Genomic DNA, 13,195 nt, shown 5'->3' with positions numbered 1-13,195 from the left:
GCTGTATACGCATATCGTTACCGCTGGCGCTTCGCCCTCGTCGTGACTCGCCCTTTCATCTTGTACACATAAGCAAGCACTTCGGCGACCGCCTGAAACAAGTCGGCCGGTATCGAATGTCCGATTTCGACTTGACTATATAACGCTCTGGCGAGCGGCTTGTTTTCCATCGTCATAACGCCATGCTCTTTGGCTACTTCACGGATTTTTAACGCCAAGTAATCCGTACCTTTCGCAATGACGGTAGGCGCCTCCATCTTTCCGGCGTCATATTTCAAGGCGACGGCGTAGTGAGTCGGGTTCGTGATGATGACGTCCGCTTTCGGCACTTCCTGCATCATCCGCTGAATAGCAAGCCGGCGCTGCTTTTCCTTAATTTTCCCTTTAATGAGCGGGTTGCCTTCCGTGTTTTTGTACTCATCCTTGATATCCTGCTTGCTCATCTTTAAACTCTTCTCATGTTCATAACGCTTATAGAAAAAATCCAGAATTCCGAGAAAGACGAGCGTAATACCGATTTTGACCCCTAAGCTGAACACGAGACCGGCAATATAAGCGTAAGATCCGGAAACTGGGTAACGGGCGAGCTCGATGAGCTTCGCCTTCTCATCCCACAGGGTCATGTAAATAACAACCCCAACAATGATCATCTTCAGCATAGATTTGACGAATTCGACGACGATTGTCATAGAAAACATCCGTTTAAAGCCTTGAATCGGATTGATTTTGTCAAACTTGACCTTGAGCGGTTCCAGCGTAAACAGAAAGCCAACTTGGAAATATTCTCCAGCTAATGCAATGATGAACGCGACACCGACCACCGGCAGCAGCAGCCATACGCACTGCAGAGTCAGGTCCAAAAACAACGTTTTCACATTTTGTTCCGTTATGGCCATCGTAAGCTTATGCTGCAGCAAGTTTGACACAAGCAGCGTCAACTGGCTTTGGAACGTCGTCCCGTAAACGCCAAACAACAGAAACGTAAACAATAGAATGAACGCCCCGACGATCTCTTGACTTTTCGCCACTTGACCTTTTCCCCGGGCTTCACCGCGCTTCTTGGGAGTCGCCTTCTCCGTCCGCTCCCCGGCAAACATTTGAAGATCAAGCGAATAGCGGTACGGACGAGACATCTGCGACCCTCCTTTATCCGGTTTTGCCGATGAGCCCGAGCATCTGCTTCATTGTCTCAAACATCTGCATGAACAGATCATGGAATAGACTGATGAAACCCGGAAACAAAATCGTCAGCACGACCAAGCCGATTATTATTTTCAACGGCACCCCGATGACGAATATGTTAAATTGCGGGGATACCCTTGTGAGCAGCCCAAGGCCAATGTCGGTCAGTAACATCGCGGCCAGCACTGGAAGCGCGAGCTGGAAAGCGATCGTAAACACCGTAGCAAATGTTCGTACAAGGAAGTCGGAAAGACTGCCGTTTGCCAACTGGCCAAACAGCCCGTTGTCGAGCGGAATCCAACGGTAGCTGTCCATTATCGCCTGTAAAAAATAATGATGACCGTTAAAAGTAAGAAACAGCATGATGGCGATCATAAACTTGAAGTTGCCGAGTAGAGGACTGGATACTCCGGTCATCGGATCGATGATATTCGCCATGCTAAAGCCGATCTGCATATCCATGTAGAATCCGGCAATTTGAACGGCATTGAAAAATAACGTTGCGACAAAGCCGAGCAAAATACCGACCATAATCTCACGGATTATGAGAAGAAAAAAAAGTCCGTCCATTTGCACCGGCGATTGGGATCCGACGACAGTAAACGTGATCAGCGTAACAGCCGCTGCGAGCCCTACTTTAAACGAATTCGGGATCGTTCGGAACGAAAATACCGGTGCAACGACAAAAAATGAGGTAATCCGACATAATATTAAAATGACGGTAGGAACGAATGCCAATACTTGTTCCATTCGCTCTCATTCCTAACCGATAAATTTGTATAAATTGTCGAATACGTTATACGTAAAATCCACTAGCGTTGTAAGAATCCACGGTCCAAATACCAGCAATCCAAGCAGGACCGCCACAATTTTCGGTACAAAGGCGAGCGTCTGCTCCTGAATTTGCGTTGTTGCTTGGAAGATCGAGACGATCAGACCGACAACGAGACCAAGGAGCAGCATCGGCGCGCTTGCCTTCAGCACCGTATATACGGCTTCGCCGGCAATGCGGATGACGAATTCTGAGCCCACGTTGTCACCTCCGGATTCGTGCTGGGCTACGTATTAAAGCTGAGCAACAACGATTTCACTACAAGGTACCAGCCGTCTACCAAGATGAACAGCAAAATTTTGAATGGAAGCGAAATCATCATGGGCGGCAGCATCATCATACCCATTGCCATCAAGGTACTGGAAATAATCATATCAATGACCAGGAACGGAATGAATATCATGAAGCCCATTTGCATCGCCGTCTTTAGCTCACTGATGGCGAATGCCGGAACGAGCGCCGTTAACGGAGTATCCTCATAGCCTTTCGGCGTCGGCGCCTTGGCGTAATCCAGGAACAGCTTCAAGTCTTTCGGCCTCGTATGTGCCCACATAAATTTCTTAAGCGGCAGTGCGGCTTTCTGAAGCGCCTCCGTTTGAGCCACTTGACCTTGCAAATATGGCTGAACTGCAGTTTGATTGATTTCGGAAATTGTCGGCGACATGATAAAGAATGTCATAAACAGTGCAAGTCCGATAATGACTTGGTTGGGAGGCATCTGCTGCGTGCCGAGCGATGTTCGAACAAAGCCCAACACGATCACGATTCTTGTAAAGCATGTCATTAAAATAAGGATCGATGGCGCCAGACTAAGAACGGTGAGCATTAGCAGGATCGTAACCGTATTGGACGCTCCTGCGGTGCCTTCCGCAGAACCTACGGTTACATTAATACCCGGAATCGGATCAGCCGCCCATGTGGTCGTCGCACCGAAGAATAGGAAGCCGATCGTCAGCAGAGCAGTCAACAATACGCGATACTTATTCATCATGGATCGACCGATCGCTGTTCTTGTGCTGTTCGAGAAGCTCCTGCGTTCTCTTCTTCGTACTCGAGATTTGCTGCAGCTTTTCTTGAAACACATGACCGAACGACGAGCTCGGCAGCTCCTCCTCTTCTACCGGCTTCTCGCGTTGTCGGAGTCGCTTGAGCCAATTTCCTACCGATATAAATTGCGGCGAAACGGTGGTCCCTCCGCCTGTAAACTGCTCCGTCAGTTCGGCAACGACCTCCGGATCATCGATCTTATCCAGAAGCTGGATGTTCTCACCGACGCCGACAATATAAAGCGACGTTCCAATGGCGACCATCTGAATCGACTTGTTTGGGCCTAACGGAACACCGCCCAGCGAACGCAATGGCCGACCGATACCTACGGCCTGATTTCGTTTGGCAAGCAACCGGATAGCAATAAAAAACAATCCGATCAGAATGGCTAGAACGAACATCACTTTGAGCACCATGTAGAACGATTGCAGACCTGTTCCCAAATCGGGAGTTGCTTCCAGCTCACTCCCGTCGGCGCCGTTCGCTGTGGCACCGACGTAAGTTGTCAGGATGAGCGAGGTTGTAAAGGTCATCAGAAGGGCTGGCAGCATTTTCTTCGGTAGCTTCGACAACTTCCCACATCCCTTCTGCTGATATTAAGCGTTTGAAGCCGTGAGCGAACGATTACCCTAATGTTTTCTTAATAGCCTCGATAACGCGGTCCGCTTGGAACGGTTTCACGATAAAGTCTTTAGCGCCTGCTTGAATAGCATCGATAACCATCGCTTGCTGGCCCATAGCGGAGCACATGATGACTTTCGCGTTCGGATCGAGCTTTTTAATTTCTTTCAGCGCATGAATGCCGTCCATCTCGGGCATCGTAATATCCATCGTAATTAAATCGGGGTGCAGCTCTTTAAACTTCTCAATCGCCTGCAGCCCGTCATTCGCTTCTCCGACAACTTCAAAACCGTTTTTAGTCAAAATATCGCGAATCATCATTCGCATAAACGCAGCGTCGTCCACAATTAGAATCCGTTTAGCCATATCCTAACAGTCCTCCCGAAGGTAGTATTATTGTAACTTCTGAATTCGTTCCCATTGGTTTACGATGTCGGTGACTCGAACCCCGAAGTTTTCGTCGATAACGACGACTTCGCCTTTAGCGATCAGCTTGTTATTCACGAGGATGTCGACCGGCTCGCCCGCAAGCTTGTCCAGTTCGATAATTGAACCTTGGGAGAGCTCTAAGATGTCCTTGATCACCTTATGCGTTCTACCTAATTCTACAGTGACCTTAAGAGGAATATCCAATAGCAAATTCAGGTTCGTATCTTCAGCTTGACTTAGCGGATTGCCATTCAAATTACTGAACTGTACCGGCTGAACGTTTACGTTGCGGTTCGTCGGCGCTCCGTAAGTGGCCGGATGCTGCTGCATAGGCGGCTGTTGGTACATCGGCGGCTGCTGATACACGGGCTGCTGGTACATCGGCTGTTGGTACATCGGCTGCTGATACATATGCTGATCCATCGGCATTCCTGCAGGAGGCTGCGACATCGGGGCCGCATACGGCTCCTGATAAGCAGGTGCAGATGGCGGTGCCGACGGCGGCGGCGTATGCTGAACCGGCGGAGCTGCCGGTGGCTCATTATACGACGATGGTTCTGGGGCCGATGCACCGCCGAGCAAAATAGACACCATCTCTTTCGCAAAAGAGACCGGCAGCAGCTGCATAATCGTCGAGTCAATCAAGTCACCAATCGTAAGTCGGAACGATACCTTAATAAATACGTCTTCATCCGGCAAATTTCCTTCTCCGGCCGACAGATTCATAATATCGATTCCGGGTGGAGAAATATTGACGAATCGATTGAAAATTGTCGACATCGACGTAGCCGACGACCCCATCATTTGATTCATCGCTTCCTGGACAGCGCTGATATGAATTTCCGTCAGCTCATTCCCCATCTGACCGGTGCCGTCTCCACCCATCATCAGATCAGCAATAACCTGAGCATCGCGGGTTTGAATAACGAGCAGGTTAATACCGTCAAAGCCGTCGACATAATCGACATGGACGGCTACGTGCGGGTGAGGAAACTCGCCGACCAGCTCCGGCCGGGCAATAACGGATACTTTAGGTGTCGTAATATCAACTTTCTTGCCGAGCAGTGTGGAGAGTGCCGTTGCCGCACTTCCGAAGGTAATATTGCCAATCTCACCAAGAGCATCCTGCTCAAGTGAAGACAAATAGTCCTCAATGCGAGGAGAGCCTGTTCCCCCGTCATAGGAACTGTCATCGGAAGATTGCCGCAATAGCGCGTCGATCTCTTCCTGTGACAAGTAATCCTTATTACTCGTCATTCTCTTCCTCTCCTTCGGTTACAATATCAGTAATCTGAACTGCTACTTTCCCGCGTATCGTTCCCGGAGAACCGATAAATTTCAGCTTCTCGCCGACTTTAATTTGCAGCGGTTCGTCAACCGGTTTATTGAGCGAGATAACGTCTCCCGACATAAGACCGAGAAATTCGCGCACGTTAATTTGCGACGTTCCAAGCTCGGCAATGATCGGCAGCTTCGCTTTCGTCAGGCGCGCTTGGAGTACTTCTTCTTCCTCTGGCGCTCTCGTTTTCTTCTGGGATACGAACCAATGGTGGCCCGACAGCCGCTGCATAATCGGTTCGATAACCACATGCGGTATACAAAGATTGACCATGCCTGTCGTGTCACCGATCTTCGTACTGAGCGAAATCAGCGCTATCGTTTCGTTTGGCGAAACAATTTGCATGAACTGCGGATTCGTCTCTAACGCCTCCAAGCGAGGAGACAAATCTATGATCGTCTTCCATGCTTCCTGCAGCGTATCCAGCGCCCTGCTGAAGATTCGTTCCATGACGATGGTTTCAATTTCCGTTAATGCGTTAATTTTGTTCGGGGAAGTGCCCGCACCGCCCAGAAGCCGGTCCAGCATTGCAAAGGCAACGTTCGGATGAACCTCCAGTACCATACGGCCTTCCAAGGGCTCCGCTTCAAAGATGTTCAATATCGTCATTTTCGGAATGGAACGAATGAACTCGTCATAGGGCAGCTGCTCGACCTGTACCACATTAATTTGTACGAACGTACGAAGCTGAGCGGAAAAATATGTCGTCAGGAATCGAGCGAAGTTCTCATGAATACGAGTCAAGCTCCGGATATGATCCTTCGAGAATCGTACAGCACGCTTGAAGTCGTAGGCTCTGACCTTCTTTTGCGTTTCTTCTTTTTTTAGTTCCTCGGCATCCATTTCACCGGAGGACAGCGCCGCCAGAAGGGCGTCAATCTCGTTCTGCGAAAGAACATCCACCATGTCAAGTCACCCCCTTCAAAGCCGCGATCAATGTATGCAGTACGTGTGCCATTATTGCAAGACAAAATCTGTAATCATAATTTCTTTGATCTTACCTTCATGCAAATATGGGTTTAAGATATTCATCAACGCCGCCGACAAGCTGTCAAGACCTTTGCTTCCGCTGACTTGCTCCGGTGTCAGGTCGCTAAGCGATTTAATAATGGCGCCCTTGACCTTGGAGTCCTGCAGCGCTTCGAACTCGGCCTTCGCCTTCTTGTTCTCCAGCTCAAAAGCAAAGCTGACTTTAATGAAGCGGCTGTTATTTGCGAGGTTAGTGAGAATATCTTTCAGCACGACAGTATTTTCTTTTCTTTCTTCGGCTGAAAGCTGCTTGGCAGGCTTCACCTTCTCCGCGGACGTCTGTGCAGCAGAACCGGATTCCGCCGTCCCCGAATTGCTGACAAGCGGATACAAGAAAAATGCGGCCGCAAGAATCAGCGTGATGGCGATAAGCATGCCGATAACCATGATGAAAATTTTATTTTTAAACACTTACGACCCCTCCGGTCCGTTGGACTTTAACGTTGCGTTCACGGCGCCTATGGTCTGAAGAAAGCTCAGAACGAGCGTAACGACGGTTTCGGCCTTCTCGAGAACGGTAATCTTCTTACCTGTAGTGAGCGTAATCATGGTGTCAGGCGTTTCTTCAATCGATTCGATCAATAAGGCATTTACGGTAATCGGCTTACCGTTCAAACGAGTAACGGTGATCATGTCTCCCTCCAGATTTCACTGGGGGGAGACATGCTCCCCCGCTAGAATCAAGCTATCAATTATCGTTTCAGGTTAACTACTTCTTCAAGGATGCTATCGGAAGTCGTAATGATCCGGGAGTTCGCCTGGAACCCACGCTGCGTAACGATCATTTCGGTAAATTCGCTTGTTAAGTCAACATTGGACATTTCCAATTGTCCGGCGATGATCGCTCCTGTGCCTCGTGCTGGATCGTTAGCCAGTGCTTCTCCGATGTCCTCCGCTTCCACATCCGAGTTCGGCGTCGCACGATATAAGTTGCCTCCTACTTTTTCAAGACCGTTAGGGTTCGATACTTTCGTGACGGCAATCTGCCAATCCGAAGGACCGGTTACACCGTTAACTGTAGTCATGATCGTACCGTCTTGAGCGATGGTGAAGGCCGTTACTTCAGCTTCTAAAGTAATCGGTTCTCCGCCTACAGACGTTACCCTAAGTCCTTCTGCATTCACCAGGTTACGATTCGCATCCAGTGTGAAATTTCCGGAACGAGTCAAGTACTGTGCGCCTGTAGCATCCTGCACGACGAAAAATCCATCTCCGGCAATTCGAAGGTCTGTTGCAACGTTCGTTGTCATCGCACTGCCTTGGGTATGTACCGTGTCGACCGCGCTAATCGTCGAGCCAAGACCGATTTGCTTTGCATTCACACCGCCGCTGTCGGCGCCATTCGGTGCTGTTACGCCCGATACCGTCTGGCTCAAAATGTCCTGAAACATAACACGCCCGGACTTGAAGCCGATCGTATTTACGTTAGCGATATTGTTACCGATTACGTCAAGTTTCGTTTGAAAGCCGCGCATACCGGATACGCCGGAATATAGGGATCTTAACATAAGTGTTCAAATACCTCCGAATTTACTCATATTGGTCATTAGGCTGCATCCATCGATCCGCAGCCATCGGGTTTCCTCATAGGTCCAACCCGCCGAAATGAATTACGAAATAATTACCGCACTATCGATTTGAGTAAATACATGCTCTTGCATGGAAGCTCCGTCCAGTGCCGTAACGACCGTCCGGTTCGGGATATTCACGATTAGCGCCGTGCCGTCCAGCAGCATCAGCGAATCTTTCGCCCCTTTGGAAGCGGCTTTGTCTATAGCCGATCCGAGCTTCGTGAGTTGATCGTTGTTCAGCTGAATCCCTCGCTGCTTAAGCCTCACTTCGGCATGATGACTGAAGCGAACGATGTGGCTCTGAAGAATGTCCTGAAACGTTGCTTTACCCGTCTGCACACCTGATGGAGAGCCTGCGGACGCGGGTCGTTGTTTGGGCTGTACGGGAGCGACCGCATTCGGATACAGATGCCCTACTTGTATTCGCTCCATTACTCTGCAGCTTCGGTCAAAGCAACTTGCGTCACTTGATCGAGACCTACGTTCTCCCCTTCCACAGCAGCATATTGCTTGCCGTCCTTCAAAATAATCGAATCGACCTGACCGGATTTGATCTCGCCGTTATCGGCTTCATCCGTGCTGATCCAGCTGATCGTCTTGCCGATTAACGAAGATGCATAGCCGAGCATTTGCGGCAATTGAGCCAGCGTGGATGCGACGTTCGTCATTTGCTCCAAAGAGCTGAATTGCGCCATCTGAGCGATGAAATCCTTGTCCTGCATCGGCTGCATCGGGTCTTGATTTTTTAGCTGCGTAATCAAAATTTTGAGAAAATCGTCCTTGCCCAAACTGCTTTGGCCTGCTTTACTGGCGGGCGTCGTGCTAGTTGCCGTTGTGGTTTTGGTAGGATCTCCGACAGGCGGCGTATAAACGGATGCCATGCGTTCACCTCCTTATAATTACGCTGTTTCGTCGAACGAAGAGCCGGAAGACTTCAATTTTTCTTGACGATGTTCCGCTAAAGTACGCAGGTCATTGGTCAATTCACCGTCAACGGTATCCGTCTCGTTTACGCGCTCGCGCTGATTGCGGGCAAATGGCTGACCATTACCGCCTTGCTGATGGGATTGCTGGAACATACCCGAAGCAGCGGCTTGCTGCGACACTTCCAGACGCTCGACTTGCAAGCCCTGGTTTTGCAGCGCTTGTCTTAACTGCGGGAGCTGGCTCTCAAGCAATTGTCTTCCGGCAGCGTTATCGGCCATAAACTGGGCTACGAGCTGGCCATTCGATTGAAGCGTAATCTTCACATCGACTTGACCAAGATGCTCCGGATGAAGAATCAATCTGGCTTCCTTCATCATTTCATTCATCGACAGCTTCATGTTCGACACCATGAAACCGCTCATATCTCGAACGAACGTATGCGCTGGAATCGTAGCTTGTGCCATCTTAGGCGCAGCTTCTGCCTGTTGAATCGTCTTCAATAAATCCTGTAGCGGTACAACTGGCGTTTGCGATGCCATCGAATCCTGTCCGCCTGCTTCGGAGCCGCTTTCTTTAGCTCCTTGTCCGGTTTGGATTTGCTGAACCACTGCAGCTACAGCACTGCTGCGGGCTGCCAGTACCTCCAGCTTTGACTTCGTTTGTTGAATCGCGCTGTCCGAAGCCTGAGCGGCATCTACGCTGAATGTTTCGTTACCGGAGAGCTTCAACGAGTCGATCCCCGTTCCCGAACGCATTCCGCCGGCCTCACCTTTACGCACTTGCGTTTCAAGAGCTTGCACCGTCACTTCTTCGGCAACGGCAGGTGCTTCTTGCCCAGCGACTGCCGACAACAACGGTTCAACGGTTTGACGAAGCTCATTCATCAAGTGACGTACGATCGGATTGTTCGGCGATTGCCCGACAAGTGCGGCGAAATGCAGCAGCGTTTCTTGTGCGGACAGCTGGTCCTGTGCAGGCTGGATGCCAGACGCCACCTGGGCGGCTCCCGTTACGGAAGTTTGGCTCGACTGGCTCAGTACCGGAATCAATGCGGCCGCTTGTGCCAGCCAGTTCTGCATTTCCGGATCTTTCAGCAACGCATCGGTCAGCTCCGAATTCTTATTTAACGCTTGAACCAGCAATTCGGGGAGGCTTTGCTCATCCTGTCCATCGTTCTTTGAGGAGACCGCAGCCGATCCGCGCAACGGAGCAATGAGTTGCTGCAGCATTTGAAGCAATCCCATTAACGAAGATAGTTGAGTGTCGGTCGTCGTGCCTTCTGCCGAATCGTCAACCGCTTGTTGATTCGCCATAATGACCGAAAAATCCAGTTCGCCGGAACCGCCGGCTTTGCCGGACGCTGCACCTGTAGATCCTGAGCTAGTCGAAGCTGCAGCTGGAGTTGGGACTGATACATTCGTTATTTCCATTTTCTTTCTCACCTCCCTTCAAGCAAAATGAGTTTTCCCGAGTCAGTTAGCGGATGCAGCCAGTCTGGACGAAATCGTTGCCGCCATTTCCTTGTTGGCATCGGAAATCGCCGTCAGCACTTTCGAGCGGGCAGCCGTATCCATCGAGCTAAGAATCGAAATTACACGGTCAGGGCTCGTTCCTTGCAGCTGAATCAAAACGTCAGCCGCACTCTTCGGCGTCATGTTCCCAAACGTTTGACCGATGTCGCTCTTGGTCAGCTGCGGAGTCGCCGCAGTTGTCGTCCCCCCGCCTTGAATAGCGAGCCGGCTTTGCAGGGCGGCAATCTCGCGATCTTTTACCGGCACGACATCCTTTAAAGCGATCGAGGCTTCAGCAGCCAGCTTCGGATTCATCTTGGCCAGAATTGCTCCCTGATTATCAGGTTTCATCATGCTAAGCACCAACACCTGCTCTTTAGGTGCCAAGTTTTCAATAATTGGCGCCGCTTTCCCTGCATCCATCTTGCTGTAGATCGAAGCAAGCTGCTGCACCTGCTTCGTGTACTCCTCATCCGTTTGCGTTTTTGTATTCAGCTGCTCCGTCAAATCCGTAATTTTCGTCTGCAAGTCTTTGATCGACTGATCCTTTTGTGCGTTCACTTCAGTCGCCTTGCTCAAAGAACTTTCCAGGTCGGCGATTTTCGCATTGAGCGCGGCGATCTGGTCATTGCTCGCTTTCACCGAGGCATCCGAGCTTGTCTTTGACGAGGCACTCCCTTCCCCATTGGCCTTGTCAACCGGGTCCGGAACCAAAGAGCCAATAACCGGTATGCTGTTCGCCGTACGGAGCACCGTGTTTTTCACGTTTGTATCAAAAATTGAAAACAGCACCCCGAGCAGCACGGACGTGAACACGCATGGGATCAAAAACCAAATCAAAAACCGTTCCATCGCACCGTATGACGACGAGTTCTCCGCATCAGGGCTTGCCATCTTCCATTCCTCCTACGTAGCCGCTTCATCTTACACTTGGGGAGACGAGCGAAGGTATCGGACCGAAGCCATCTCGTCCAACGCCTCTTGCTCTTTCTTGAGCGTGAGGGCCGTGTGCAGGCGAAATGCTTTATCGCGCGCTTTCGTCCATACTTTCTCATCCACCATCCGGTCCGTCAGCAGCTGCTGTTTCTGTTCGACATGCTGCTTCGCTTGCCGAACGTCGACATGCTTCTTCTCGATTTGCCGATGCAAATGATTCACATAATGCTGCATGCCTTGCATATGAGAAATCGTCGTCACCCGCTCGGTCGTTCCCGCAAGCTCCTGCTGCAGACGCTGCTTCTCCGCTTCGAGCGTATCCAGCATCGTCTGTTCGGTGCGAAGCACGCCGATCGCCTCCGATAAGACCCATTCGGCCTGAGTACGTTCGTTATTTTTCAAATCAACGATTTGCTGGAACGCGTACCGGAATTTCATGCCCCTTATTCACCTCGGTAAAAATCGGCAATCAGCCGTTGCTGCGTTTCCTCGAACGATAGCTTCTCGTCCGTCCTCTGCTTCGTGAAATCCCATATCGATTGAATGTACTGCAAGGACATATCAATTTCGGGGTTTGATCCGCGCTGATACGCCCCAATGTTAATCAAATCTTCCGAACTTTTATAGATGGCGAGCAGCCTTTTTAAATAATCGGCCGCTTCCTGCTGTTCTCTCGGAACGATTTCTTTCATCACACGGCTGACGCTGGACAAAATATCAATGGCAGGATAATGCCCCTTATTCGCCAAATCCCGGTTCAAGACGATGTGACCGTCGAGAATGCCTCGAACCGCATCCGCGATCGGTTCGTTCATATCGTCACCGTCGACCAAAACGGTATAGAACGCCGTAATCGAGCCTTTCGCCCCGGTCCCCGACCGCTCCAGCAGCTTCGGCAGCGTCGCGAATACCGATGGCGTGTAACCGCGGGTTGCCGGTGGCTCCCCGACGGCTAGACCGACTTCCCGCTGCGCCATAGCGAATCGGGTGACGGAGTCCATCATCAGCATGACGTTAAGACCCCGTTCCCGAAAATATTCGGCGATGCTGGTTGCGATAAGCGCACCCTTGATGCGGATGAGCGCCGGCTGGTCCGACGTAGCGACGACGACAACCGAACGCGCAAGGCCTTCCGGTCCAAGATCACGTTCGATGAAATCGAGCACTTCGCGTCCCCGCTCGCCGATCAGTCCGATCACATTCACATCGGCCGACGTATTGCGCGCGATCATCCCCATCAGCGTACTTTTGCCGACCCCCGAACCTGCAAAAATGCCGACCCGCTGCCCCTTGCCTATAGACAACAGGCCGTCAATGGCGCGAACACCGACAGATATCGGTTCGCTTACCCGCAGCCGCTGCAGCGGATTGCCTGGCGTATTCATCGTCGGATAATGCGTCATGCGCGACGGCAGGAACGAACCATCCAGCGGCTGCCCAAGTCCGTCCAGCACTTTGCCAAGCAGCTCGTGCCCGACCTGCACCGTAAGCGGACGGCCCGTACCGACGACTTCGCAGCCGGGAGCGATAGAGCTCAGCTCTCCGAGCGGCATTAAGATAACCTTGTTGTTTCGGAAACCGACGACTTCAGCCTTGAGCGGCTTCGACGACTTCGGAGGATAAATATAACAAACATCGCCTATGCTCGCATCAGGACCTTCGGACTCCACGGTCAGCCCGATCACCTGCGTCACTTTACCGTTGATGCGGATCGGATCGAGCTGGCGGAGTACATCCATATATTTGCCGGCTTGCGGTACCGTTGCCATAC

Annotated in this window: 17 protein-coding genes; all 17 read right to left on the bottom strand. The window is 51.0% G+C overall.

What is annotated here, in order from left to right:
* Positions 1–17: 17 nt before the first annotated feature.
* The 17 genes from flhB to fliI all read right to left on the bottom strand — a co-directional run bounded on the left by flhB (position 18) and on the right by fliI (position 13,193).
* Positions 18–1,133: a flagellar biosynthesis protein FlhB gene (gene flhB / locus ACFFK0_RS18135; protein ID WP_377471714.1), complete on the bottom strand. Its 1,116-nt coding sequence runs from the start codon at positions 1,131–1,133 to the stop codon at positions 18–20.
* Positions 1,134–1,146: 13 nt separating this feature from the next.
* Positions 1,147–1,932, bottom strand: coding sequence for a flagellar biosynthetic protein FliR (gene fliR, locus ACFFK0_RS18130; RefSeq protein WP_377471712.1), 786 nt, complete (start codon positions 1,930–1,932; stop codon positions 1,147–1,149).
* A 12-nt stretch (positions 1,933–1,944) separates the two neighbouring features.
* Positions 1,945–2,214 carry a flagellar biosynthesis protein FliQ gene (gene fliQ, locus ACFFK0_RS18125; RefSeq protein WP_377471711.1) on the bottom strand — a complete coding sequence of 90 codons (270 nt, stop codon included), beginning with the start codon at positions 2,212–2,214 and terminating at the stop codon, positions 1,945–1,947.
* 26 nt (positions 2,215–2,240) lie between these two features.
* Entirely contained in the window at positions 2,241–3,002 is a 762-nt protein-coding gene (gene fliP / locus ACFFK0_RS18120; protein WP_377471748.1) for a flagellar type III secretion system pore protein FliP, read from the bottom strand.
* A complete protein-coding gene (locus tag ACFFK0_RS18115; protein WP_377471710.1) occupies positions 2,995–3,633 on the bottom strand; it encodes a flagellar biosynthetic protein FliO in 639 nt (212 codons plus the stop codon). The genes fliP and ACFFK0_RS18115 overlap by 8 nt, the downstream gene beginning before the upstream one ends.
* A 52-nt stretch (positions 3,634–3,685) precedes the next feature.
* The gene (locus ACFFK0_RS18110; protein ID WP_377471709.1) at positions 3,686–4,048 is read right to left on the bottom strand and encodes a response regulator; all 363 of its coding nucleotides are present in this window, start codon (positions 4,046–4,048) and stop codon (positions 3,686–3,688) included.
* 27 nt (positions 4,049–4,075) lie between these two features.
* Entirely contained in the window at positions 4,076–5,368 is a 1,293-nt protein-coding gene (gene fliY, locus ACFFK0_RS18105; protein ID WP_377471708.1) for a flagellar motor switch phosphatase FliY, read from the bottom strand.
* Positions 5,358–6,356, bottom strand: coding sequence for a flagellar motor switch protein FliM (gene fliM, locus ACFFK0_RS18100; RefSeq protein WP_377471707.1), 999 nt, complete (start codon positions 6,354–6,356; stop codon positions 5,358–5,360). Before fliM ends, fliY begins: the two co-directional genes overlap by 11 nt.
* 51 nt (positions 6,357–6,407) lie before the next feature.
* Entirely contained in the window at positions 6,408–6,890 is a 483-nt protein-coding gene (locus ACFFK0_RS18095) for a flagellar basal body-associated FliL family protein (RefSeq protein WP_377471706.1), read from the bottom strand.
* Complete coding sequence (locus ACFFK0_RS18090) at positions 6,891–7,112, bottom strand: flagellar FlbD family protein (protein ID WP_377471705.1); 222 nt, start codon at positions 7,110–7,112, stop codon at positions 6,891–6,893.
* A gap of 59 nt (positions 7,113–7,171) precedes the next feature.
* Positions 7,172–7,987, bottom strand: a complete 816-nt coding sequence (locus tag ACFFK0_RS18085; protein WP_377471704.1) for a flagellar hook-basal body complex protein — start codon at positions 7,985–7,987, stop codon at positions 7,172–7,174.
* A gap of 102 nt (positions 7,988–8,089) precedes the next feature.
* A complete protein-coding gene (locus tag ACFFK0_RS18080; protein WP_377471703.1) occupies positions 8,090–8,482 on the bottom strand; it encodes a TIGR02530 family flagellar biosynthesis protein in 393 nt (130 codons plus the stop codon).
* Positions 8,482–8,931: a flagellar hook assembly protein FlgD gene (gene flgD, locus ACFFK0_RS18075; protein WP_377471702.1), complete on the bottom strand. Its 450-nt coding sequence runs from the start codon at positions 8,929–8,931 to the stop codon at positions 8,482–8,484. Before flgD ends, ACFFK0_RS18080 begins: the two co-directional genes overlap by 1 nt.
* 18 nt (positions 8,932–8,949) lie before the next feature.
* Positions 8,950–10,407: a flagellar hook-length control protein FliK gene (locus tag ACFFK0_RS18070; RefSeq protein WP_377471701.1), complete on the bottom strand. Its 1,458-nt coding sequence runs from the start codon at positions 10,405–10,407 to the stop codon at positions 8,950–8,952.
* Positions 10,408–10,449: 42 nt separating this feature from the next.
* Positions 10,450–11,382 carry a hypothetical protein gene (locus ACFFK0_RS18065; RefSeq protein ID WP_377471700.1) on the bottom strand — a complete coding sequence of 311 codons (933 nt, stop codon included), beginning with the start codon at positions 11,380–11,382 and terminating at the stop codon, positions 10,450–10,452.
* Positions 11,383–11,412: 30 nt separating this feature from the next.
* On the bottom strand, positions 11,413–11,862 hold the full coding sequence (gene fliJ / locus ACFFK0_RS18060; RefSeq protein WP_377471699.1) for a flagellar export protein FliJ: 450 nt from the start codon (positions 11,860–11,862) through the stop codon (positions 11,413–11,415).
* Between the two features lie 5 nt (positions 11,863–11,867).
* Positions 11,868–13,193: a flagellar protein export ATPase FliI gene (fliI, locus tag ACFFK0_RS18055; protein ID WP_377471698.1), complete on the bottom strand. Its 1,326-nt coding sequence runs from the start codon at positions 13,191–13,193 to the stop codon at positions 11,868–11,870.
* Positions 13,194–13,195 lie beyond the last annotated feature (2 nt).

It is taken from the genome of Paenibacillus chartarius (assembly GCF_042432825.1).
In the GTDB taxonomy this organism is placed as follows: domain Bacteria; phylum Bacillota; class Bacilli; order Paenibacillales; family NBRC-103111; genus Gordoniibacillus; species Gordoniibacillus chartarius.
Note: the sequence above shows the minus strand (reverse complement) of the source record. Positions and strands in the feature narration are given on the sequence as shown.

Excerpts from the sequence above, each read along its gene's own strand:
- flhB (WP_377471714.1), bottom strand. The coding sequence starts at position 1,133 with ATGTCTCGTCCGTACCGCTATTCGCTTGATCTTCAAATGTTTGCCGGG.
- fliR (WP_377471712.1), bottom strand. The coding sequence starts at position 1,932 with ATGGAACAAGTATTGGCATTCGTTCCTACCGTCATTTTAATATTATGT.
- fliP (WP_377471748.1), bottom strand. The coding sequence starts at position 3,002 with ATGAATAAGTATCGCGTATTGTTGACTGCTCTGCTGACGATCGGCTTC.
- ACFFK0_RS18110 (WP_377471709.1), bottom strand. The coding sequence starts at position 4,048 with ATGGCTAAACGGATTCTAATTGTGGACGACGCTGCGTTTATGCGAATG.
- fliY (WP_377471708.1), bottom strand. The coding sequence starts at position 5,368 with ATGACGAGTAATAAGGATTACTTGTCACAGGAAGAGATCGACGCGCTA.
- fliM (WP_377471707.1), bottom strand. The coding sequence starts at position 6,356 with ATGGTGGATGTTCTTTCGCAGAACGAGATTGACGCCCTTCTGGCGGCG.
- ACFFK0_RS18090 (WP_377471705.1), bottom strand. The coding sequence starts at position 7,112 with ATGATCACCGTTACTCGTTTGAACGGTAAGCCGATTACCGTAAATGCC.
- ACFFK0_RS18085 (WP_377471704.1), bottom strand. The coding sequence starts at position 7,987 with ATGTTAAGATCCCTATATTCCGGCGTATCCGGTATGCGCGGCTTTCAA.
- ACFFK0_RS18080 (WP_377471703.1), bottom strand. The coding sequence starts at position 8,482 with ATGGAGCGAATACAAGTAGGGCATCTGTATCCGAATGCGGTCGCTCCC.
- flgD (WP_377471702.1), bottom strand. The coding sequence starts at position 8,931 with ATGGCATCCGTTTATACGCCGCCTGTCGGAGATCCTACCAAAACCACA.
- ACFFK0_RS18070 (WP_377471701.1), bottom strand. The coding sequence starts at position 10,407 with ATGGAAATAACGAATGTATCAGTCCCAACTCCAGCTGCAGCTTCGACT.
- ACFFK0_RS18065 (WP_377471700.1), bottom strand. The coding sequence starts at position 11,382 with ATGGCAAGCCCTGATGCGGAGAACTCGTCGTCATACGGTGCGATGGAA.
- fliJ (WP_377471699.1), bottom strand. The coding sequence starts at position 11,862 with ATGAAATTCCGGTACGCGTTCCAGCAAATCGTTGATTTGAAAAATAAC.
- fliI (WP_377471698.1), bottom strand. The coding sequence starts at position 13,193 with ATGGCAACGGTACCGCAAGCCGGCAAATATATGGATGTACTCCGCCAG.